Genomic DNA, 20,150 nt, shown 5'->3' with positions numbered 1-20,150 from the left:
ACCAGCTGGCTCGCTCGGGCCAGCCGGGCCCGCGGGCGATGGCGTTATTCGAGCGGTTGCCATGATGTTATCGCCGGGGTGAGCGTTTGCCGTGCATAAGCATCGGCCGGAGCGATAGCCTCGCGGTGACCGGACCAGAACGCACGACGGGAGACGGCGATGGCGGCACGATTCGGGGTCTTCGTACCTCAGGGCTGGCGGCAGGATCTCAACGACATCGCCGATCCGGCGGAGGCGTTCGAGGCGATGGTCCGGGTCGCCAAGCAAGCAGACGAGGGCAGCTGGGACTCGATCTGGGTCTATGACCACTTCCACACCATTCCTGAACCCAGCCAGAACGTCACCTTCGAGTGCTGGACGTCCTCCGCCGCGCTGGCCCGCGAGACCACGCGGGTGAACGTGGGGCAGATGGTCGGCTGCAACGGCTACCGCCAGCCCTCGCTCTACGCCAAGACGGCCTCGACGGTGGACGCCATGTCGCACGGACGGCTCTATGCCGGGATAGGTGCGGGGTGGTACGAGCACGAGTGGAAGGCCTACGGCTACGAGTGGACCGACATTCCGCCACGGATGAAGGCCTTCCGCGAGGCGGTCGAGATCGTCCACGCGATGTGGACCGAGGACGCCCCGACGTACGACGGGGAGCACTACCGGATCGACGAACCGATCAACCTGCCGCGCAGCGCGGCACCCGGCCGGAAGATCCCGCTGTGGATCGGCGGTGGCGGTGAGAAGGTCACCCTCAAGCTCGTGGCGCAGTATGGCGACGCGTGCAACATCGGTGCCGGAAGCCCACGGGTCGTTCGCGAGAAGCTCGACGTGCTGCGCAGGCACTGTGACAGGGTCGGTCGCGACATTGACGACATCACCATATCGACGAGCATCAATGCGTTCCCGATGGCGGACGACGGCGGATTCGAGCAGGCCTCGGCCAAGGCGCGCGGCTCGCGTTGGAGCGCCGACGAGTGGCGCGAGATCATGACGCTCGGTGCCGAGCAGATCCGCTCCCGCACGGAAGCGGTGCTCGAAGCCGGTGCCGACTACGTCATCTACTACGTCCCCGGCCTGGCGTACGACGACGAGCTGCTCCCCGCGATGGAGCAGATCATCGCCGGTCTGTGACGAGGTGGCCCAGCCTGCTCCCGACCTGCGGGGCAGTCGGGCACGCTACGGGGCCCGATAGCGTGCTCCACCGCCCCACAGAATGCTTGATCAACCGAGCAAGCGGGCCGTGGACCGGTCATCGCTCCGCATCAAGTGGGTGATCCCCCGCAGGGAGCCTCTCGGCCGGGGGCACTCTGCCGCCGATGATCTCAGCCGTGTCCAGAGAACTAGGGGCTAGGCGAGCAGGTCGTCAGGGCGGTGGCAACGGACGCCGTCGAACCGGCCGAAGTCCCCGTCGTACGACACGATCGCCGCGCGGTGCTCGATCGCGATGGCTGCAAGATGAGCGTCGTTGACCAGGTTCCCGCCCGCGCCGACGCTGGCGAGCAGCCGCTCGAGGACGTCGTGATGCTGGTTGGCCGGCTCGAGTAGCCGCGCTCCCGGCGCCTCGAGCCAGGCGCGTGTCTGGCTGGTCGCCTCGCCAACGCTGAGCGGAGCGGGGAAGAGCCCGACCTTTGTCGAGAGCCGGATGAATGCGGTCAGTGCGAGCCAGGTGAAACCTACCGTGTCCGCCCCGCTCAATGACGCATCGATCCAACGACGGGAGGGATCGTGATGGGCGCTGTCGGTATTCACCGCATACAGCAGCACGTTGGCGTCGACGACCTTCACTTGCCGGTTCGCATTCGGCGCACGAGCTCCTCGTCCTCGAGCTCGCCGGCGAGCTGCAGCGCCTTGTCGAGCGGGACGGTGGGCGTCCCCATGCTTCGGACCTCTGTGGTGAAGGAGGCCGGCCGGGTGCCCCCGGGCGCGCCGGCGCGGATCGCGTCGTTGAGTGCCTGCTTGAAGGACACGCGACGCTCGCGCATCAGCCGTCGTACGAGGGACTCCGTATCGGCGTCGAGGGTAACCGTCGTGCGCATAGTTGACAGCATAGCATCATGCAGGATGATGCCATGCTGTCAAACTGTCCCGCAGAGCACTTGGTTACGCGGGCTTGTCGTCGGGTACGTTGCCGAGCTCGGCCTCGATCGTGGTGTCGTCGCCGTGACCGGTGTGGACGACGGTGTCAGGCGGGAGGGTGAACAACCGGGTGCGGATCGAATCGACGATCGTCGGATAGTCGCTGAACGAGCGCCCGGTCGCGCCTGGCCCGCCGTTGAACAGCGTGTCGCCGGTGAACACGCAGCCGAGATCGGGGGCGTACAGGCACACCGCACCGGGTGCATGGCCGGGTGTGTGCATCACCTGTAGGTCGGTGCCCGCGATCGTGATGACCTCGCCGTCCTCGAGGTCCGAGTCGGGCTGGACGTCGGGGTGAGTAAGCGCCCACAGCTCCCGGTCGGCAGGGTGCAGCAGGATCGGCGCGCCGGAGAGCTCCCGCAGCCGCGGCGCCTGGGCGACGTGGTCATCGTGGGCGTGGGTGCACACGATCGCGACGACCTTGCGCTCGCCTACCTGCCTCATGATCGCCTCGGCGTCGTGCGGCGCGTCCAGGATGATCACCGACTCGTCGTCACCGATGATCCAGACGTTGTTGTCGACATCCCAGGTGCCGCCGTCGAGGCTGAAGGTGCCTGAGGTGACCAGGTGCTCTACGCGTGCGGTCATCAGAGCTCCACCACCGATCGCAGCACCTCGCCGTGGTGCATCTTCTCGAACGCAGCCTCGACGTCCTGCAGGCCGATCCGCTCGCTCACGAACTTCTCCAGCGGGAAGATGCCCTGCTTGTAGAGGTCCACGAGCATCGGGAAGTCCCTGGAGGGCAAGCAGTCGCCGTACCACGACGACTTCAGCGCGCCACCGCGTCCGAACAGGTCGATCAGCGGAATCTCCCACTTCATCTCGGGTGTCGGGACGCCGACCAGGACGGCGGTGCCGGCGAGGTCGCGGCCATAGAAGGCCTGCGAGAAGGTCTCGGGCCGGCCGACCGCGTCGATGACGACGTCCGGGCCGTTGCCGTCGGTGAGTTCCCGCATCCCCTCGACGGCGTCCTTCTGCTTCGAGTTGATGGTGTGCGTGGCGCCGAGCTCGGTCGCCCACTCGAGCTTCTTGTCGTCGATGTCGATCGCGATGATCTTCGCGGCGTTCGCCAGCCGCGCGCCGGCGATCGCCGCCGCGCCGACGCCGCCGCAGCCGATGACCGCCACCGACTGCCCGCGGGTCACGCCCCCGGTGTTCAGGGCAGCACCGACCCCGGCCATCACGCCGCAGCCCAGCAGGCCGACGACCGCCGGGTCGGCCTCGTCGACCTTGGTGCACTGCCCGGCAGCGACGAGTGTCTTCTCGATGAACGCGCCGATGCCAAGGGCGGGGGAGAGCTCGGTGCCATCCTCGAGGGTCATCTTCTGGGTGGCGTTGTGGGTGTTGAAGCAGTACTTCAGGTCGCCGCGACGGCAGGCGCGACACTGCCCGCACACCGCGCGCCAGTTCAGGACGACGAAGTCGCCGGGCGCGACCTCGGTAACGCCGTCACCGACCGCCTCGACCACGCCCGCCGCTTCGTGCCCCAGCAGGAAGGGGAACTCGTCGTTGATGCCACCCTCCCGGTAGTGCAGGTCGGTATGGCACACGCCGCAGGCTTGGATCTTGACCACCGCCTCGCCCGGACCGGGATCGGGGACGACTACCTTCTCGATGGTGATCGGCTCGCCCTTGGCGCGCGCAACGACTCCCTTGACGGTCTGCGGCATGCTGCCACCTCTCTCCTGGGTCGGATGCATCGATCCTAATGCGAGCATCTGTCGCACGCCGTGCTCGAATCAGCCCATGGCGATGCGACGGGCTAGGTGCTCGCTGCCGGCGAGCGGCGTCGATTGCCAGGCGCAGAGGGCGGCTGACATACTCCGGATGTTCCCTGACGCACAGCAGTGCACCGGCCGTGGAGGACTCATGAGCAAGCAAATCGACGACGTACTCGCCTCGGCGGTCGAGAACGGGGCGGTCCCCAACGTCGCGGCGATCGTCGCCGACGCGGACGGTGTCCGCTACCAAGGTTCCGCCGGAACGCTTGGACCGGACGACGACTCCCCGGCCGACTGCGACACCGTCTATCGAATCATGTCGATGACGAAGATGATCACGACGACCGCGGCTCTACAGCAGGTCGAGCAAGGATCCCTCTCGCTGGATGCGCCGGTCGCGGAGTATCTCCCGGACTTCGCGAACCGGCAGGTGCTCACCGGCTTCGAGAACGACATCCCGCAGTACCGTGCGCCGAGGACGCAGGCCACCGTGCGGCAGCTGGTCACCCACACGGCGGGCCACGCCTACATGTTCTTCAACCAGGCCTTGCACAAGTGGGAGCAGGTCACCGGTTACCCCGGCATCCTGTGCGGCACGGAGGAGATGCTCGACGCGCCGTTGATGTTCGACCCCGGCGAGCGCTACGAGTACGGCATCAACACCGACGTCCTCGGCGCGGTCACCGCCGCGGCAGCCGGACGGCGCCTCGACGAGCTGGTCGCCGAGGGCGTCCTGCAGCCATTGGGTATGAGCGACACGACGTACGCCGTCACCGACAGCCAGCGCCCGCGGCTGACCCCGGTGCAGGTCGTGGGCCAGGACGGCAGCTGGGCGGACTCGGGGGTGGACTACGCGTCGGATCCGCAGCTGATCCCCGGCGGGCACGGGCTTTACAGCACACCCAATGACTACATCAAGTTCCAGCGGGCCCTGCTGCGCGGCGGCGAGCTGAACGGCGCGCGGATCCTCCAGCAGGAGACGGTCGATGCCGCCTTCACCAACCAGATCGGCGAGCTGGACTTCCCCGAGGCCATCCCCAGCGCGGACCGTGGCTTCACCGAGGACTTCGTCGCGGGCCCCGGCTGGAAGTGGGGCTACGGGCTGTTGCTGAACACTGCCGACCTCCCCGGCATGCGCAAGGCCGGTACGGGCGCCTGGGCCGGCCTGTGCAACACGCACTTCTGGATCGACCGTACGTCGGGGATCACCGCCGCAATCTACTCGCAGACCCTGCCGTTCGTCTCGACCGGGGCGTTCGCGCTGTACCAGGAGTTCGAGCAGGCGGTGTACGCCTCGCTGGCGTAGCCGGGACCGACCACGGCGCGCGGCGCGGGGGTCGATTCATACGCTCGTCGATGAGCGCCGATTCACTCGCTCGTCGATGACGCCGGCGCGGCGGTCGGTTCGCACGGTCGTCGATGAGCGGCCCGGCGGGGCGCGGCGGTCGGTTCGCACGGTCGTCGATGAGCGCCGCAGGCGCGCAGAGACGACGCAGGACGGGAGTATTGGCGACCCTGGATTCTCCTTCCTAGCGCGCGGGTTCATCACGTGGTGCGGGAGCGGGCGTCCTGCGGCGTCTCCGCCCGCTTCGCGGTCGTCGACGAGCGTGTGCTTCCTCGTCGACGAGCGTTCGTCCGCGAACGGCTTACGCAACACGCTGCGTGGCGAGGCGGCGTCGACCTGCTCGTCGACGCCGCCTCGCGAGACCGGCCGCTCAGTGTGCGCGCTGCATCTTGCGGATGCCCACCAGCAGGCCGACTGCCAGCAGGACCAGCGCCGCGATGAAGCCGACGCCCACGGAGCCGGTGAGGACATGTCCGTCGAACAGCTCGCGGGTCGCGTCCACGACATGCGTCAGTGGGTTCACCTGCGACAGCCACCGCAACCATCCGGGTGCGTCGTCCAGCGGGAGCAGGACGCCGGCCGACAGCAGCACCGGGAACAGCAGGGTCTGCTGCACGGTCCAGAACATCCAGTCCTGGTCCTTGCTGGCCAGTCCGAGCGCGAACGACAGCGCGCCGACGCCGACGCTGAAGAGGGCCAGCAACACAATCGCGACGGCGATCCCCAGGGCGTGCGGGGTGAACCCGAAGGGCCACGCCACGAGCACCAGCACCAGCGTCTGGGCGGCGACCGGCAGCGCCTCCTTCAGCGCGCGGCCGAGCAGCAGACCGCTGCGAGACAACGGCGAGACCAGCAGCCGCTCGTGCGAGCCGGTCTGCATCTCCAGCATCAAGTTCGACCCGGTCATGGACGACGCGGTGAGACAAGCCATCGCGACCATGCCCGGGACAAACCACTGCAGGGTCGCGCCCAGATCGTCCCCGGGCAGCAAGGGGGCGAACATCGCGAGGAACACGAGTGGCTGTACGAGAGAGATGAGGATCTGGAACGGCGAGCGAAGCAGCGGACGGGCTTCTCGCTCGAGGACGATCCCGGTGTGGCGGACGACGGATGCGATGCTCATGCTGATACCTCCTGCGGTGTGGGGCGGGGCTGGGTCTCGGTCTCGTCGGGTACGGGCCCGGCGTCGCGCAGGGCGCGGCCGGTGAGGTCGAGGAACACGTCGTCGAGGCTGGGTCGGGCGACCTCGAGTCCGGTGACGGGATGTCCGCTGTCGCGGAGCCGGTCGAGCATCGCGAGCGCGGCGCGGGGCCCGTCGTTGGTGCGCACGCGGATCGTGTGCCCATCACAGTCCGCCGCGGTGCCGTTGCGCGTCAGGGTCGAGGCGGCGTACGACGCGGCCTGCGGGCTGCTGAGGTGGACCTGCACGAGGTCCCCGAGCGCGGTCTTGAGCTCGCGGGACGAGGCGTCGGCGATGATCCTGCCGTGGTCGATGACCACGACTCGCTCGCTCAGCGCGTCTGCCTCCTCGAGGTAGTGCGTCGTCAGGACGATCGTGGAGCCGGTCTGTCGGTGCAGATCCCGGATCAGCTCCTGCAGGTGCGCACGGCTTTGCGGGTCCAGGCCGGTCGAGGGCTCGTCCAGAAAGAGCAGCTCCGGGCGATGCACCAACCCGATTGCGATGTCGAAGCGGCGGCGCTGCCCGCCGCTGAGCTGCTGCACCGGTCGGCGGGCGAGCTCGCCAAGGTCCAGTGCCTCGATGACCTCGTCGGCCCGGAGGGTCGCGGCCCGGCGACTGGCGCCGTGCGCCATCGCCTGACCGATCACCTCGTCGCGCCCGTGCTGCAGGCTTCCGGCGCCGTTGCCCTGGCCGACGAAGCCGAACCGGCGACGTGCCCCGGCGGGATCCCGCGCCACGTCGAGGCCGTGCAGCAGCGCCCGGCCTGAGGTCGGGGTCAGGAGGGTGGTGAGCATGCGGAGGGTGGTTGACTTGCCGGCGCCGTTCGGCCCGAGGAAGGCCACCAGCGCGCCGGGCTTGATCGTGAGGTTGAGCCGGTCGACGGCGACAGTTCGCTGGCCGCCTCGGTGGAAGGTCTTGGTGAGATCGACTGTCTCGATCGCGGGTATGGTCGTCATGGAATCGACGCTAGGAATCAGTTAGGTCAGATCATGACCGCAACTATTCCCCGTCGTCCAATATAGGTCAGAATCTGACCGCTGTGCCGACTACCGTGGCAGGCATGAGCACCAGCACCCGAATGCTGCGACTGCTGTCGCTGTTGCAGGCCCATCGCTACTGGACCGGCCCCGAGCTGGCCGGCCGTCTCGGGGTGAGTGAGCGCACCCTTCGGCGCGACGTCGAGCGGCTGCGCGGGCTGGGTTACGACGTGGGTGCGTCGCGGGGTACGGCCGGCGGCTACCAGCTGCGCGCGGGCAAGACCCTCCCGCCGCTGCTGGTCGACGACGAGGAGGCCGTGGCGATCGCCGTCGGGCTGGGCTCATCGGCCGCGAGTGCGGTCGATGGTGGCGGGGGAGCGGCGGTGCGGGCGCTGACCAAGATCGTCGCCACGCTGCCGCCCGCCTTGCGCAGGCGCATGGATGCGCTTCAAGAGGTGACGGTTCCGCACCCGGTGCGGACCGTCCCGCGACTCGACGCCGCCGCGCTGACGACTCTGGCCGCCTGCTGCCGCGATCACGACCTCGCTCGCTTCGGGTATGTCTCCGGTGGGGGTGAGGCGACCGAGCGGCGGGTGGAGCCGCACCAGCTCGTCAGCTACGGGCAGCGGTGGTATCTCGTCGGCTACGACCTGACCCGCGAGGACTGGCGCACCTTCCGGGTCGACCGGCTGTCTGATGTCCGGGTCCTCGGCGACCGTTTCCGGCCGCGGGAGATCCCGGGCGGATCGGCGCTGGAGCTGGTGCGCCGTGGGCGAGCCAACCGCCCCCGGCAGTACGAGGTCGCGGTGCGCTTCGCGATGCCGGCCGCGCGCCTCGAGCCGATGGTCTCCGGGTGGGGTGAGGTCGAGGCCGACGGGGACGCGGGCTGCATCTGGCGGATCGGCGCGGACACCCTCGACTGGCCCCTCATGCTCATCGCGCAGTCCGGCGTCGAGGTGGCGGTGCTGCACCCGCCCGAGCTCGGCGAGCTGGTCCGCGAGACCGGACGGCGGATGGCCGGCTGCGGCTAGCTGCTCAGGCGTCGGCATCCGTGGTGAGCAGCAGATCGAGCGCCTGGGCCACCGCGGCCGCGCGGGGGCGTGGGGACGGCCGGACGGTCGTGACGTGCAGGACCACGCCGTCGAGATAGTCCAGGACCGCGGTGGCCCGCGTGCGGGCGTCGGGGACCCCGAAGCCGTCCAGCGCGCCGGCGACGGCGTCCAGAAAGCGGTGATGGCCGGGGCTGAAGCGCTGTGGGTCGTCGAGGAACAGCGCCAGACGCACCCGGGAGATGCGAGCATGCTCGCCGGTCATGGCGACGGCGAACCGCGCGAGCCAGCGGGTGAACTCCCCGAGCGAGCCCGGGGGCGGCCCGAAGCCGGCCCAGACCTCCAGATCAAACTGCTCGATCCGCTCGACGACGCCGTCCACCAGCGCCTGCCGGGTGCGGTAGTAGTTGGACGTCGACCCCGGAGGGGCGCCCGCGGCGGTGTCCACGGCGCGGTGCGACAGGCCCTTCAACCCCGTGGCCGCGACGACCTCGAGCGCAGCGTCGGTGAGCTCCTCGCGTCGTCCCATGGACCCAGCCTAGAAGGCGCGCGGAACTCATCGAGCCGGCGTCGTTCCCCAATTTTGTTGCGAAAGCGACCCACCGCGGCTGTCTGTCCGGACGCCGCCGCGCCGGTCGCCTCACACGTTCGTCGATGAGCCCCGCACGCGCCGGTCGACTCTCGACGTTCGTCGATGGGCGCCGCAGGCGCGCAGAGACGCCGCAGGACGGGAGTATCGGTGACCACAACTCGCCGTCCAGCGCAGCGCGCCGGTTCAGCGCATCGTGCGGGAACCAGCGTCCTGCGGCGTCTCCGACCGCTACGCGGTCGTCGACGAGCGTGCACCCGGATACTACGAAAGTAGTACTCTACGTGTCGTGGACACTATCTCCGTAGTCGGAGGCGGGATTGCCGGGCTGGCCCTCGTCGCAGCGCTCGATCCGGGACGCTTTCGGGTCGTGCTGCACGAGCAGTCCCCGGACCGGCCGCCCGCCGGGACGGCGCTCGCGATGTGGCCCGAGGTGATGGCCGCGCTCGAGCGGATCGGGGCGGCCTCCGACGTCCTGCGCGACTCGCTGCTCATTGAGCGGCTGCAGGTCGCGGACGGCGCGCACCGGCCCATCATGACCACAACGGCGCAGCAGCCGCAGCTCATCACCCGGCCGCGGCTGCTGGCCGCCCTTGACGCGGCGGTCCCCGCCTCCGTCGAGCGCGTCACGACTCGGGTCACCGATCCTGCGAAGCTGCCCGGCGCCTTGATCGTGGGGGCGGACGGCGTCCACAGTGTCGTCCGGCGGCGGATGCTGGGCGGGCGGGTCGACGCCCGCCCGGTCGGTCTGGTGGCGCTGCGCGGCGTCTCGCCGGTCTCGACCGACGAGATGGTCGAGTTGTGGTCGGGGGGTTGGCTGTGCGGGCTGTCGCCGGTCGCCGGCGGCGGCTCGAACTGGTACCTGGCCGGGTGGGCCGATGGCGACCCCGGCGCTATCGAGCGCCTCGACGATGCCCAGGCGCATGACCTCGCGGTGTCTCATGCCGCGACCTTCGGCGCCCGAGCCCGCGAGGTGATCGCAGCGACGGCGCCCGCGACGGTGCTGCGCCAGCAGCTGTGGGTCACCCCCGCGCGGCTGCGGGTGGCGCGGGGCCGCGCAGTCCTGATCGGGGACGCCGCGCACGCCATGTGCCCCAACCTCGGGCGCGGCGCGTGCGAGTCGATCCTGGACGCCGTCTCGCTCGGCACGGCCATCAACGAGCGCGGCATCAGCGGGGGAGTGCGACGCTACCGGCGCGAGCGCGTCGTCCGGGCGCAGGGCGTGAAGGCGGCCTCTCGCGCCGTCCTCGCCCTGTCGACTGTGCGGCGTGGTGGCGAGCTGCGCAACCGGGTGCTGCGGGCGCTTCCCGTGCGGTGATCTGCCCCGTGGTCTGACAGACTGAACCGACGCGCAGCCGTTCCGCCAGGGTCCAGGGCGACGTGGTTACCGTCATCTTGTCGGCACCGGAGGATTTGGTTAGCTTTGCTAAACAACTTTGCGACGGGAAGGGTGTCATGGACAACGAAGACTTCGACGAGGTCCTGAAGGCAGTGCGGCAGTTCATCCGCGAGGTCGTCGTGCCCGCGGAGGAGCAGATCGAGGCCGACGACAAGGTTCCCGACTCGATTCGCGAGCAGGCCAAGGAGATGGGGCTGTTCGGCTTCGCGATCCCCGAGGAGTACGGCGGTCTGGGCCTGGACATGAAGCAGGAGGTGCTGCTGAACATGGAGCTGGGCTGGGGAACCCCCGCCTTCCGCTCGATGTTCGGGACCAACAACGGCATCGCCGGGCAGGTGCTGGTGAAGGCCGGCACTGAGGAACAGAAGCAGGAGTGGCTGCCCAAGCTCGCCGCCGGCACCACCGCGTCGTTCGCGCTGACCGAGCCCGAGGCCGGCTCGGACCCGTCCTCGCTGAAGACCAAGGCCGTCAAGGACGGCGACGAGTACGTCATCAACGGCGGCAAGTGCTTCATCACCAACGCCGCGATGGCCGACGTCCTCATGGTCTTCGCCCGCGTCGGTGACATCCCCGGCGGCAAGGGGATCGCGGTGTTCCTGGTCGAGACCGACCGCCCGGGCGTCACCATCGCCCCGCACGATAAGAAGATGGGCCAGCGCGGCGCGTGGACCTCCGACATCAACTTCGACGACGTGCGGATCCCGGCCAGCCATCTGATCGGGGGCGACGAGTCCGTCGGCTTCCCGACCGCGATGCGCTCGCTCCAGCAGGGCCGTCTCACCCTGGCTGCCTACATGACCGGCACCTCACGCCGCCTGGTGCATGAGATGGTCAAGTACGCCTCCGAGCGCGAGCAGGGCGGCCAGGTCATCGCCGACTACCAGCTCGTCCAGGGCCTCATCGCCGACGCCCAGACCGACCTGTACGTCAGCGAGGCGACCGTCCTCAAGGGCGCGCAGGACTGGGACAGCGAGAAGGACCGGCGGATGGCGCCGTCCGTCGCGAAGTACTTCGCCTCCGAGGCCGTCGGCCGGATCGCTGACCGGGCGGTTCAGGTGCACGGCGGCTATGGCTATATGCATGGCTATGTCGTCGAGCGGCTCTACCGCGACGTCCGGCTCTACCGCATCTACGAGGGCACCTCGCAGATCCAGCAGGTGGTCATCGCCAAGCAGGCGCTCGCGCCGTACCGCCAGGGCTGACCGGCGCACGCACCGGGCCGCGTCGGGGCGTCGACGGACGCCGCGGGGCGATCCCGTACATGGGTGGAACAGCCGGGAGTCTTGTGGTGGGGTGGGTTGGAGCGTCGCAAGTCCAAAACTCCCTGCCTCGAACAGCAGACGGCTTGGCTCATAGGGTTGAGGGCATGGCGACTGACTTCACCAGGATCATCAACGGAAAGCTGCCCGCCCGGTTCGTCTGGCGCGACGATCGATGCGTTGCCTTCCTCGACTCCGCGCCGTTGACCGACGGGCACGTGCTCGTCGTGCCGATCCAGGAGGTGGACAAGTGGACGGACGCGTCGGAGGAGTTGCTGGCGCACCTCTGGCGGGTCGTGTCGATCATCGGGAAGGCGCAGAAGCAGGCCTTCCCGTGCGAGCGGATCGGCGTGATGCTGGTCGGGTACGAGATCCCGCACCTGCACATCCACACCTTCCCGACCACCTCGATCAGCGACTTCGACATGCGCGGCAAGGACCCGAGCCCCGACCCAGTGAGGCTCGACGATCACGCGATCGCGCTGCGCAAGGCGCTGATGGACGCCGGGCACACCGCGCAGGCCGGCGACATCACCGGTTAGCTACTCCGCGGCGAACTCGGACGCGATCGCCTCGGTGTCCTGGCCCAGGGCGGGGGCTCCGGCGGTCGGCGCGGGCGTGAAGGAGGAGTACGTGGCCGGCGTCCGGACGGTGCGCGTCACCACGCCGTCCCGCTCGACCTCGCGCAGCATCTCGTTGGCCTGGAACTGGTCGCTGGTCACGACGGTGGGGTAGTCGCGGACCTCGCCGTACACGATGCCGGCCGCGCGGAAGCGCTCCACCCACTCGGCCGTCGTCCGGGTCTTGATGATGCCGGTGATCCGCTCGATCAGGAACTCCCGGTCGGCCATCCGGCCGTCCTGCTCGGCGTACTTCGGGTTGTCGATCAGCTCCGGATCCTCGAGCGCGCGGGTGAAGGCGTCCCAGTGCCTGGGCATAGTCGCTGAGAAGGTGACCGCGCCGTCGCTGGTCTCGTAGGTGCCGGACGGCGTGATGAACATCGGGTGCGACCCCGCGCGGGTGGTCGGGACGTCGACAGTGAGGTACTCGCAGTAGTTGTGGGTCTGCAGGCTGATTGCCGTGCTCAGCAGCGAGCAGTCGATGTAGTCGCCGACCCCGTGGCGCTCCCGGTTCAGCAGCGCCGCGAGGGTCGCCTGCGCCGCGACGTGTCCCGTGGCGGTGTCGATCACTTGGGTACCCACCCGCTGCGGCGGCTCGTTCGGCTCTCCGGTGATGTGCATCAGCCCCGACTCGCCCTGCACGGCTGAGTCGAACCCCGGCCGGGACGCTTCGGGGCCGCGCTGGCCGAACCCGCTGATCGAGACGTAGATGATGTCGTCGTTGATCGCCTTGATGTCGTCGTACGAGATGCCCAGGCGTGCCGCCACGCCCGGCCGGAAGCCCTCGAGGATCACGTCGGCCTTGGCCGCGATCCGCTTGAACAGCGCCAGATCGTCGGCGTCCGTGAGGTCGACGCACAGCCCACGCTTGCCGCGGTTGAAGGCCGCCGTCATGCTGCTGAAGCGCACCGTCGGATCGGCGCTGAAGTAGGCCCGCGAGCCATCGCCGGACGGGGGCTCCACCTTGATCACCTCGGCGCCGAGGTCGGCGCAGATGGTGCCGGCGAGCGGGCCGGCGATCATGGTGGTCAGGTCCAGGACGAGCAGGCCGTCCATGGGGCGCGGTGCAGTCATCCTCGAATCCTAACGATCCTCTATAGAATCCCGAAACCGCGCTGTGGTCCCGAAGGCGACGTAGGGCCCGCCGCGGCTGCGACGGGCCCTACTCGCGGGATCGGTGCGGAGGCTAGAGGTAGATGCCGCGGTCGGCGAGCCAGGGGACCGGGTTGACCCGGGTGCCGTACATGCCCTTGGTGACCTCGAAGTGCAGGTGGACGCCGGTGGACTGGCCCCGGGTGCCCATGCCGGCGATCTTCTGCCCGGCGCTGACCCGCTGCCCGGCGCTGACGTACAGCGCTTCCATGTGGCCGTACACGGTCACCCAGCCGTCGTCGTGCTGGATGTAGATGGCCTGGCCGAACCCGTTGGCCGAGCCGGAGCGCTTCACCACGCCGTTCCCGGCGGCGTAGATCGGGGTCATCATCTTGTTGGCGATGTCGATGCCGTAGTGGAAGGTGCCCCACCGTGGGCAGAAGCAGCTGGTGAAGGTGCCACCTGCCGGCCGGGCCCAGTTGCCGTTGGTCTGCGGAGCAGGGGCGGGTGCAGGTGCCGGGGCGGTGCAGGTGCCGGGGGGTGCAGGTGCCGGGGCGGGCGCTGGCGCCGGTGCGGCGGCTTGCTGCGCTGCCTTCTGGGCTGCCGCCTCGGCCGCGGCCTTGTCCGCAGCCGCCTTCTGCGCGGCCGCCTCCTCGGCTGCCTGCTGCGCAGCGGCCTGCTGGGCCGCCTGCTGGGCGGCGGCGTCCGTGGCCGCCTTCTGCGCAGCGGCCTGCTGGGCCGCGGCCTGCGCGGCGGCGTCCGCGGCCTGCGCAGCCGCCTGCTTGGCGGCCTCGGTCTTGCTCTTCTCCGCTGCGGCCGCGGCGGCGTCCGATGCCGCCTTGGCCTCGGCCGCGGCCTTGTCCGCGGCGGCCTGCTCGGCCGCGGCCTGCTGGGCCGCCTGCTGCTCGGCGGCGGCCTGCGCAGCGGCTGCCTCGGCGGCGGCCTGGGCAGCGGCTGCAGCCGCCGCGGCGGCCACCTCGGCCTCCTTCTGCGCCGTCCACTCCTGATAGGTCTGCTGCTGGCCCTCGAGCTGGAACAGCGCCTCCTGCGCGGTGGCCAGCTGCTGGTCGAGCTGCGACTTCTGCGTCTGGAGGGTGGCCATCTGGGCGTTGGCCGCCTCGACCTTGCTGTTCATCTGATCGAGGGTCGCCTTGGCCTTCTGCTCGGCGTCCGACGTGTCGACGACGGCCTGCTTGGCCGCAGAGTCCGCGTTGGCCTGCGCCACCTTGGCCAGGCGCAGCTGCTCGACCTTGGCGAACTGCGCGTCGGAGACCAGCGCCAGCATGTTTGAGCGGTCGATCAGGTCCTGCGGGCCGTCGGCCGACAGCAGGATGGCGTCGTTGAGGGTGTAGTTGCCCTGGACGAAGACCTCGCGGGCGAGCTGCTTGACCGCCTCCTCCGCGCTCTCGACGTTGGCATTGGCGGTCTGCAGGTCCAGGGCGGTCTGCGCCTGGTTCTGCTTGGCGATCTCCAGCTGACCGGCGGCCATCTCGTAGTTGTCCGCTGCGGCGAGCGCCTGCGCGTTCAACGCTTCGATCTGGTTGTTCATCTCCGTTACGGCGGCAGAGGCGCTCGCGACGCTGGCCTCGGCCTGCGCCTTCGCGCTGACTGCGCCCTCGATCTGGGCGTCGGAGGGGTTCGGTGGCGGCGGTGGCAGCGCGCCGGCCGGAAGTCCAGTGAACAGCAGGGATGCTCCGAGGACGAACGCTGCACCCAGCGTGGTCCTGGTCTTCGGGTTCAGCACGAGGCTGGCCTCCAGAAACCGCAGTCAAGACGGGAAGTCACGCGGCGGGGGCGGTAGTGCCCTGCATCACGTGGCAACCCATACTGACACGCCAGTCGCCTGAGCACCACAAGTCATACGAAATCCCAAGTGTAACTTGAGTCTAGTTACATCACTGTGTTTCGACACGCCGAACGAACCACATTTGTGTAGTTCACTTTTCGGAACGGGGCGTCCTGAGGAAAGGTCGTCTCGAGGTGGGAGTCGGGTCAGACCTTGATGCCGCGGGCGGCCAGCCACGGGACGGGGTCGATGCGGGTGCCGTACATCCCCTTGCTGACCTCGAAGTGCAGGTGGACGCCGGTGGACTGGCCCCGGGTGCCCATGCCGGCAATGTGCTGGCCCGCGCTCACTCGCTGGCCGGCGCTCACGAACAGCGCCTCCATGTGGCCGTAGACGGTGACATAGCCGTCGTCGTGCTGGATGTAGATGGCCTGGCCGAAGCCATTCGCCGAGCCGGCCTTCATGACGGTGCCGCTGCCGGCGGCGTAGATCGGGGTCATCATCTTGTTGGCGATGTCGATGCCGTAGTGGAAGGTGCCCCACCGCGGGCAGAAGCAGCTGGTGAAGGTGCCGCCTGCCGGGCGCGCCCAGCTGCCATTGCCGGATGGCGCACTCGATGGGCCGGGCCCCGACTGCGCGGCGGCCGCCTCGGCGGCGGCCTGGCTCGCGGCGGCGTTCGCCGCCGCATCCTCGGCGGCCTGCTGCTGCGCAACCCAGTCCTGGTAGGACTGCTGCTGGTTCTCAAGCTCGAACAGCGCCTGCTCGGCGGCGAACAGCTGCTGGTCGAGCTGGGCCTTCTCGGCCTGCAGTGTCGCCAGCTCAGCGTTGGCTGCGCCGACCTTCATGGTCATCTCATCCAGCGCTGCTTTGGCGGTCGCCTCCGCGGCGGCGGTGTCCGCCACCGCCTGCTGCGCCTCGGCGTCCGCGACGGCCTGCTCGGCCTTGGCATCCATCAGGGTTGCGAGGTCGTCGTCCTGCCACTCGGAGATCACCGCCAGCATGGTCAGCCGGTCGATCAGGTCCTGCGGACCCTCTGCAGTCAGCAGCACCGTACCGGTGAGCGCGACATTTCCCTGCACGTAGGCCCCGCGCGCGAGGTCCTCGACCGCGCCTTCGGCCTGCTCGACGTCCGCGGTCGCCGCGGCGAGGGTGCGTGCTGTGGAGGCCTGGCGGTCCTTGGCCTGGCCAAGCTGTCCTTGTGCCACCTCATAGGCATCTGCCGCCGCCAGGGCCTGCGCGTTGAGCGCCTCAATCTCGTTGGTCATCTCGGTGACCGCCTCGGAGGCGGCAGCCACCTGGGCGGCAGCCTGCTCCTTGGCCTCGACGGCGTCGGTGACCTGCTCGTCGGAGGGGTTGGACGGTGGGACGGCTCCAGCGGGTCCGGCCGGCAGCAGCCACGATGCGACGACCATGCACGCTGCGCCGAGCGCAGTCTTGCTGTTCAGCCACGACACGAGGCGCCTCCTGGCCGATCCGGAACTGGGCGTGCGCGGCCGGGGAGACGTGGCCACCCGCGGCTCGCGCAGCCACCATGGTTACACCCGAATCAGGTCTTCGCCATCGTCTCGGTGAAACTGGGGAGAACTCAAACCGAAATCATCGTGCGGGCGGTGGATTGCCTGCAGCGTCTGGGATCCCCGCCGTCGGGGTAGCGATGTGTGAAACACGCAGGGCGAGTGTGTGAAACGCGTTACGTCTAGACCTTGATGCCGCGGGCAGCCAGCCACGGGACGGGGTCAATACGGGTGCCGTACATGCCCTGGGTGACCTCGAAATGCAGGTGGACGCCGGTGGACTGGCCGCGGGTGCCCATGCCGGCGATGGTCTGGCCGGCGCTGACCCGCTGCCCGGTGCTCACGTAGATCGCCTCAACGTGGCCATAGACCGTCACGAATCCGTCGTCATGCTGGATGTAGACGGCCTGGCCGAACCCGTTGGCGAACCCCGCGCGGGTGACCGTGCCGCTGCTGGCCGCGTAGATCGGCGTCATCATCTGGTTGGCGATGTCGATTCCGTAGTGGAAGGTGCCCCACCGCGGGCAGAAGCAGCTGGTGAAGGTGCCGCCGGCGGGACGTGCGTAGTTTCCGTTCACGGTGGGCCCGGCGGCCTGCGCCGCTGCGGCCTCCGCCGCTGCCTTCGCTGCCGCCGCCTGGGCCGCGGCCGCCTCCTCGGCCTGCTTCTGGGCGACCCACTGCTGGTAGGTCTGAGCCTGGCCCTCGAGCTGGAACAGCGCCTCCTGAGCGACGGCGAGCTGCTGGTCCAGCTGCGCCTTCTGAGCCTGCAGCGCCGCCATCTGCGCGTTGGCCGCCTCGACCTTGGCGTTCATCTCCTCCAGGGCGCCCTTGGTGGCGGCCTCGGCCTCGGTCGTGTCGACGACGGCCTGCTTGGCTGCCGAATCAGCGTTGGCCTGCTGGACCTTGGCGATCTTCAGCGCCTCGATGTCCTTGGCCTGCGACTCCGAGATCATGCTGAGTGTGTTGATGCGGTCGATCAGCTCCTGGGGACCTTCGGCGTCCAGCAGGAACGAGCTATCGGGGCTGTAGTTGCCCTGGACGTAGGCCTGGCGAGCGATCTGCTTGACCGCCTCTTCGGCGTCCGCGACCTGCTGGGCGGCGGTCTGCAGGTCGTCGGCGGTCTTCGTCTGGTTCTGCTTGGCGATCTCGAGATGGCCCTTGGCCATCTCGTACGCGTCCGCGGCGGCGAGTGCCTGCGCGTTGAGCGACTCGATCTGGTTGGTCATCTGGGTGACCGCGGCCGATGCCTCGGCGACCTGCGCCTCGGCCTGGGCCTTGGTGGAGGCGGCCTCGTTGATCTGCTGCTGGCTGGGGTTCGGTGGTGGCGGGGGCAGTGCTGCCGCGGGGGACGACGAGAACAGCAGGGATGCGCCGACCAGGCAGGCGGTGGCGAGCGCGCCCGTCGTCTTTGTCTTCAGCACCTAGTGCCTCCGAGGCCGCAGGAGTGGGGAAGAGGCGCGGCGGGAGCGGCCCATGGAGGCCCGCTCACGCGGTACTCATCCTGGCACGTTAACCACACATGTCCCTCTAGCAACACGCACATCATGGGCATCGCGATGGGGGGTCGACCGCGCCGTCGTACGACGGCAACTGCGGGGATTGGCGCGGGAGGGCGCACAGTGCCCTCGGGAGGAATCGAACCTACGACGCCCGCCTTAGGAGGGCGGCGCTCTATCCACTGAGCTACGAAGGCATGCGCTCCGGCGCGGGAGCGCAATCCAGCGTATCCGATCCTCGGGGCGGCGCTGTCCGCTTGGCCGGCTGCCCAGGACAACTTGTCCCCGGATGCGGCGGGCTCGACCCCTCCGGGGCCAAGTTGTTCCGCCGTTGGGGTGGCCGCATGCCCGGGCGCGTGACCGGCCGCGTGGTCGTCGAGAGGGTGAACTTCGGGCGCACGGGCCGTGACACCTGTGGACTGGCCGCAGAAATTGGCTTAACTTCTGCGCGATCTCGCCGCATACTGACCGGGAACCTCGCGCAGTCCGGCTGGCAGGTCCGGCCGTCACGACGAAGGACCTCGCCATGACCGCTGTACCGTTATCGCCCCTCCACGAGCCGATAGTGCTGCTCAATGCGAGCTATGAGCCGCTGTCGATGAACGTGACGCTCAAGCGCGCAGCCAGGCTACTGGTGAAGGGCAAGGCGATCGTCCTGGAGGCAGCGAAGGGCAGGTTCCTGCGGCACTGGCCCTGGCCGAAGGTGCTGATCCTGGTGAAGTACGTGCGGGTCGCGCACGAGGTCCTCTACCGGCAGCCGGCGGTCTCGCGCAAGGGAGTGCTCAAGCGCGACAGCCATCGCTGCGCGTACTGCGGCAGGCAAGCCACCACGATCGACCACCTGCTGCCCAAGAGCAGGGGCGGAGCCATGTCGTGGCTCAACCTCGTGGCGGCCTGTCCGCCGTGCAACGGACTGAAGAAGAACCGGACGCCGGACGAGGCCGGGATGCCGCTGCTGTTCGAGCCGTTCGTACCGTCGCGGATGGCGCTGAGCGACCCCCGGCTACCGCAGGCCGTCACCGCCTAGCCATCTCGCGGTGGGTCTTACCCCGCTATGAAGCACACAGCGGGGTAAAACCCACCGCATGACGAGTTAGCCGAGGTCGTTGTCCTCGACCCACTTCTTGGCCTCGGCGGCCACGTCGGTCTTGTCCACCGTCACCGCGGTCATCATCTCCTTGAGGTCGTCGGTGGTGAGCGTCTGCGAGACCTCGTTCAGGGCATCCTTCTGCTCGTCGCTCAGAGCGTCAGAGCGCACCAGCGGGACGACGTTCTGGGCGATGAACAGGTTCTTCGGATCCTCCAGCACGACCCAGTCGTTGGTGACGATCTCCGGCTGCGTCGTGAACACGACCGCGACCTGGATCTCGCCAGAGTTCAGCTTCTGCTCGGTGAGCGGACCGGTCTGCAGCGCCTCGAACTTGGAGAAGGTCACGCCGTACTCCTTCTCCAGTCCCGGGACGCCGTTGACCCGGGTCTCGAACTCGGCCTGGCCGCCGAGCACGTAGTCCTTGCCGGCGAGGTCCTCGATCGAGGCGACGCCGGAGTCCGCGGTCTGCTTGGTCACGGCAAGTGCGTCCTTGTCCTCAGCGGGGGATTTCTCCAGCACCTCCAGGCCGTCGGGCAGCAGCTCGGGGAGCGCCTCGTACACCTCGTCGGACTCCGAGAGGCCGGACTCCTTGTCGTAGAAGGTCATCAACCCACCGGTGTACTCCGGCAGCACCGACACCGAGCCGTCCTCGATGGCCTTGAGGTAGACCTCGCGCGAGCCGATGTCGAACTTGCGCTCGACCTCGGCCCCGGCGCCCTCGAGCACCTCGGCGTAGATCTCGGCTAGCAGCTTGCTCTCGGGGAAGTCGGCCGAGCCGATGACGATCGTGCCGGAGTCGGCCGATCCGGTGTCGTTGGCGCCGGAGACATCGTCGCTGCTGGCGCACGCGGACAGCGCGAGAGCAGCGGCGGCAGCCAGTGCGGCGAAGGAACGGAGTCGGGTCAT

At 69.0% G+C, this 20,150-nt stretch carries 19 protein-coding genes and 1 tRNA gene; 7 read left to right on the top strand and 13 right to left on the bottom strand.

The annotated features are described in order from the left end of the window. Nucleotides 1-159: 159 nt before the first annotated feature. Entirely contained in the window at nucleotides 160-1,122 is a 963-nt protein-coding gene (locus DAA40_RS11740) for an LLM class F420-dependent oxidoreductase (RefSeq protein ID WP_106849885.1), read from the top strand. 216 nt (nucleotides 1,123-1,338) lie between these two features. On the opposite strand, the gene DAA40_RS11735 is transcribed toward DAA40_RS11740, so the two are convergent. The 4 genes from DAA40_RS11735 to DAA40_RS11720 all read right to left on the bottom strand — a co-directional run bounded on the left by DAA40_RS11735 (nucleotide 1,339) and on the right by DAA40_RS11720 (nucleotide 3,797). Next, complete coding sequence (locus tag DAA40_RS11735) at nucleotides 1,339-1,776, bottom strand: type II toxin-antitoxin system VapC family toxin (RefSeq protein ID WP_106849884.1); 438 nt, start codon at nucleotides 1,774-1,776, stop codon at nucleotides 1,339-1,341. Continuing rightward, nucleotides 1,773-2,027, bottom strand: coding sequence for an antitoxin (locus DAA40_RS11730; protein WP_106849883.1), 255 nt, complete (start codon nucleotides 2,025-2,027; stop codon nucleotides 1,773-1,775). The genes DAA40_RS11735 and DAA40_RS11730 overlap by 4 nt, the downstream gene beginning before the upstream one ends. A 64-nt stretch (nucleotides 2,028-2,091) precedes the next feature. Further along, complete coding sequence (locus DAA40_RS11725) at nucleotides 2,092-2,715, bottom strand: MBL fold metallo-hydrolase (RefSeq protein WP_199849719.1); 624 nt, start codon at nucleotides 2,713-2,715, stop codon at nucleotides 2,092-2,094. Then, nucleotides 2,715-3,797, bottom strand: a complete 1,083-nt coding sequence (locus DAA40_RS11720; protein ID WP_106849882.1) for an S-(hydroxymethyl)mycothiol dehydrogenase — start codon at nucleotides 3,795-3,797, stop codon at nucleotides 2,715-2,717. Before DAA40_RS11720 ends, DAA40_RS11725 begins: the two co-directional genes overlap by 1 nt. Nucleotides 3,798-3,996: 199 nt before the next feature. Here DAA40_RS11720 and DAA40_RS11715 point away from each other — a divergent pair, with 199 nt between their 5' ends. Beyond that, complete coding sequence (locus DAA40_RS11715; protein ID WP_106849881.1) at nucleotides 3,997-5,154, top strand: serine hydrolase; 1,158 nt, start codon at nucleotides 3,997-3,999, stop codon at nucleotides 5,152-5,154. Nucleotides 5,155-5,563: 409 nt separating this feature from the next. Here DAA40_RS11715 and DAA40_RS11710 read toward each other — a convergent pair whose 3' ends face one another. Together DAA40_RS11710 and DAA40_RS11705 are read right to left on the bottom strand one after the other, a co-directional pair. Beyond that, the gene (locus tag DAA40_RS11710; RefSeq protein ID WP_106849880.1) at nucleotides 5,564-6,316 is read right to left on the bottom strand and encodes an ABC transporter permease; all 753 of its coding nucleotides are present in this window, start codon (nucleotides 6,314-6,316) and stop codon (nucleotides 5,564-5,566) included. Then, nucleotides 6,313-7,329, bottom strand: coding sequence for an ATP-binding cassette domain-containing protein (locus tag DAA40_RS11705; RefSeq protein ID WP_106849879.1), 1,017 nt, complete (start codon nucleotides 7,327-7,329; stop codon nucleotides 6,313-6,315). The genes DAA40_RS11710 and DAA40_RS11705 overlap by 4 nt, the downstream gene beginning before the upstream one ends. A 104-nt stretch (nucleotides 7,330-7,433) precedes the next feature. On the opposite strand from DAA40_RS11705, the gene DAA40_RS11700 reads away from it, so the two are divergent. Then, nucleotides 7,434-8,381: a YafY family protein gene (locus DAA40_RS11700; RefSeq protein WP_199849718.1), complete on the top strand. Its 948-nt coding sequence runs from the start codon at nucleotides 7,434-7,436 to the stop codon at nucleotides 8,379-8,381. 4 nt (nucleotides 8,382-8,385) lie between these two features. Here DAA40_RS11700 and DAA40_RS11695 read toward each other — a convergent pair whose 3' ends face one another. After that, nucleotides 8,386-8,928 (bottom strand): TetR/AcrR family transcriptional regulator, encoded by a 543-nt coding sequence (locus DAA40_RS11695; RefSeq protein WP_106849878.1) that lies wholly within the window; start codon nucleotides 8,926-8,928, stop codon nucleotides 8,386-8,388. 349 nt (nucleotides 8,929-9,277) lie between these two features. On the opposite strand from DAA40_RS11695, the gene DAA40_RS11690 reads away from it, so the two are divergent. From DAA40_RS11690 to DAA40_RS11680, 3 genes are all read left to right on the top strand, one after another. Next, nucleotides 9,278-10,306, top strand: a complete 1,029-nt coding sequence (locus tag DAA40_RS11690; protein ID WP_106849877.1) for an NAD(P)/FAD-dependent oxidoreductase — start codon at nucleotides 9,278-9,280, stop codon at nucleotides 10,304-10,306. Between the two features lie 137 nt (nucleotides 10,307-10,443). Continuing rightward, a complete protein-coding gene (locus tag DAA40_RS11685; RefSeq protein WP_106849876.1) occupies nucleotides 10,444-11,589 on the top strand; it encodes an acyl-CoA dehydrogenase family protein in 1,146 nt (381 codons plus the stop codon). A gap of 164 nt (nucleotides 11,590-11,753) precedes the next feature. Further along, nucleotides 11,754-12,188: an HIT family protein gene (locus tag DAA40_RS11680; RefSeq protein ID WP_106849875.1), complete on the top strand. Its 435-nt coding sequence runs from the start codon at nucleotides 11,754-11,756 to the stop codon at nucleotides 12,186-12,188. Here DAA40_RS11680 and DAA40_RS11675 read toward each other — a convergent pair whose 3' ends face one another. The 5 genes from DAA40_RS11675 to DAA40_RS11655 all read right to left on the bottom strand — a co-directional run bounded on the left by DAA40_RS11675 (nucleotide 12,189) and on the right by DAA40_RS11655 (nucleotide 18,351). Continuing rightward, nucleotides 12,189-13,340 carry a CaiB/BaiF CoA-transferase family protein gene (locus tag DAA40_RS11675; RefSeq protein ID WP_106849874.1) on the bottom strand — a complete coding sequence of 384 codons (1,152 nt, stop codon included), beginning with the start codon at nucleotides 13,338-13,340 and terminating at the stop codon, nucleotides 12,189-12,191. A 112-nt stretch (nucleotides 13,341-13,452) separates the two neighbouring features. Continuing rightward, nucleotides 13,453-15,102, bottom strand: coding sequence for a peptidoglycan DD-metalloendopeptidase family protein (locus tag DAA40_RS11670; protein ID WP_158716396.1), 1,650 nt, complete (start codon nucleotides 15,100-15,102; stop codon nucleotides 13,453-13,455). 248 nt (nucleotides 15,103-15,350) lie between these two features. Further along, nucleotides 15,351-16,598 carry a M23 family metallopeptidase gene (locus DAA40_RS16730; RefSeq protein WP_234356349.1) on the bottom strand — a complete coding sequence of 416 codons (1,248 nt, stop codon included), beginning with the start codon at nucleotides 16,596-16,598 and terminating at the stop codon, nucleotides 15,351-15,353. Between the two features lie 242 nt (nucleotides 16,599-16,840). Next, on the bottom strand, nucleotides 16,841-18,079 hold the full coding sequence (locus tag DAA40_RS16725; protein ID WP_106849872.1) for a M23 family metallopeptidase: 1,239 nt from the start codon (nucleotides 18,077-18,079) through the stop codon (nucleotides 16,841-16,843). Nucleotides 18,080-18,278: 199 nt separating this feature from the next. Continuing rightward, nucleotides 18,279-18,351: transfer RNA gene (locus DAA40_RS11655), tRNA-Arg, on the bottom strand. Between the two features lie 329 nt (nucleotides 18,352-18,680). Here DAA40_RS11655 and DAA40_RS11650 point away from each other — a divergent pair. Continuing rightward, nucleotides 18,681-19,181, top strand: coding sequence for an HNH endonuclease (locus tag DAA40_RS11650; protein WP_106849871.1), 501 nt, complete (start codon nucleotides 18,681-18,683; stop codon nucleotides 19,179-19,181). 66 nt (nucleotides 19,182-19,247) lie between these two features. Here DAA40_RS11650 and DAA40_RS11645 read toward each other — a convergent pair whose 3' ends face one another. Next, nucleotides 19,248-20,150 carry an ABC transporter substrate-binding protein gene (locus DAA40_RS11645; protein ID WP_106849870.1) on the bottom strand — a complete coding sequence of 301 codons (903 nt, stop codon included), beginning with the start codon at nucleotides 20,148-20,150 and terminating at the stop codon, nucleotides 19,248-19,250.

Origin of the sequence: Blastococcus sp. Marseille-P5729, assembly GCF_900292035.1 — a bacterium.
In the GTDB taxonomy this organism is placed as follows: domain Bacteria; phylum Actinomycetota; class Actinomycetes; order Mycobacteriales; family Antricoccaceae; genus Cumulibacter.
The sequence above is the reverse complement of the archived record's forward strand: the minus strand, read 5'-3'. Positions and strand labels throughout refer to the sequence as shown.

Bases quoted from the DNA above. Each gene is read 5' to 3' on its own strand.
- DAA40_RS11725 (WP_199849719.1), bottom strand. From the start codon at position 2,715: ATGACCGCACGCGTAGAGCACCTGGTCACCTCAGGCACCTTCAGCCTC.
- DAA40_RS11700 (WP_199849718.1), top strand. From the start codon at position 7,434: ATGAGCACCAGCACCCGAATGCTGCGACTGCTGTCGCTGTTGCAGGCC.
- DAA40_RS11675 (WP_106849874.1), bottom strand. From the start codon at position 13,340: ATGACTGCACCGCGCCCCATGGACGGCCTGCTCGTCCTGGACCTGACC.
- DAA40_RS11740 (WP_106849885.1), top strand. From the start codon at position 160: ATGGCGGCACGATTCGGGGTCTTCGTACCTCAGGGCTGGCGGCAGGAT.
- DAA40_RS11720 (WP_106849882.1), bottom strand. From the start codon at position 3,797: ATGCCGCAGACCGTCAAGGGAGTCGTTGCGCGCGCCAAGGGCGAGCCG.
- DAA40_RS11730 (WP_106849883.1), bottom strand. From the start codon at position 2,027: ATGCGCACGACGGTTACCCTCGACGCCGATACGGAGTCCCTCGTACGA.
- DAA40_RS11705 (WP_106849879.1), bottom strand. From the start codon at position 7,329: ATGACGACCATACCCGCGATCGAGACAGTCGATCTCACCAAGACCTTC.
- DAA40_RS11650 (WP_106849871.1), top strand. From the start codon at position 18,681: ATGACCGCTGTACCGTTATCGCCCCTCCACGAGCCGATAGTGCTGCTC.
- DAA40_RS11695 (WP_106849878.1), bottom strand. From the start codon at position 8,928: ATGGGACGACGCGAGGAGCTCACCGACGCTGCGCTCGAGGTCGTCGCG.
- DAA40_RS11680 (WP_106849875.1), top strand. From the start codon at position 11,754: ATGGCGACTGACTTCACCAGGATCATCAACGGAAAGCTGCCCGCCCGG.
- DAA40_RS11715 (WP_106849881.1), top strand. From the start codon at position 3,997: ATGAGCAAGCAAATCGACGACGTACTCGCCTCGGCGGTCGAGAACGGG.
- DAA40_RS11645 (WP_106849870.1), bottom strand. From the start codon at position 20,150: ATGACCCGACTCCGTTCCTTCGCCGCACTGGCTGCCGCCGCTGCTCTC.
- DAA40_RS11710 (WP_106849880.1), bottom strand. From the start codon at position 6,316: ATGAGCATCGCATCCGTCGTCCGCCACACCGGGATCGTCCTCGAGCGA.
- DAA40_RS11685 (WP_106849876.1), top strand. From the start codon at position 10,444: ATGGACAACGAAGACTTCGACGAGGTCCTGAAGGCAGTGCGGCAGTTC.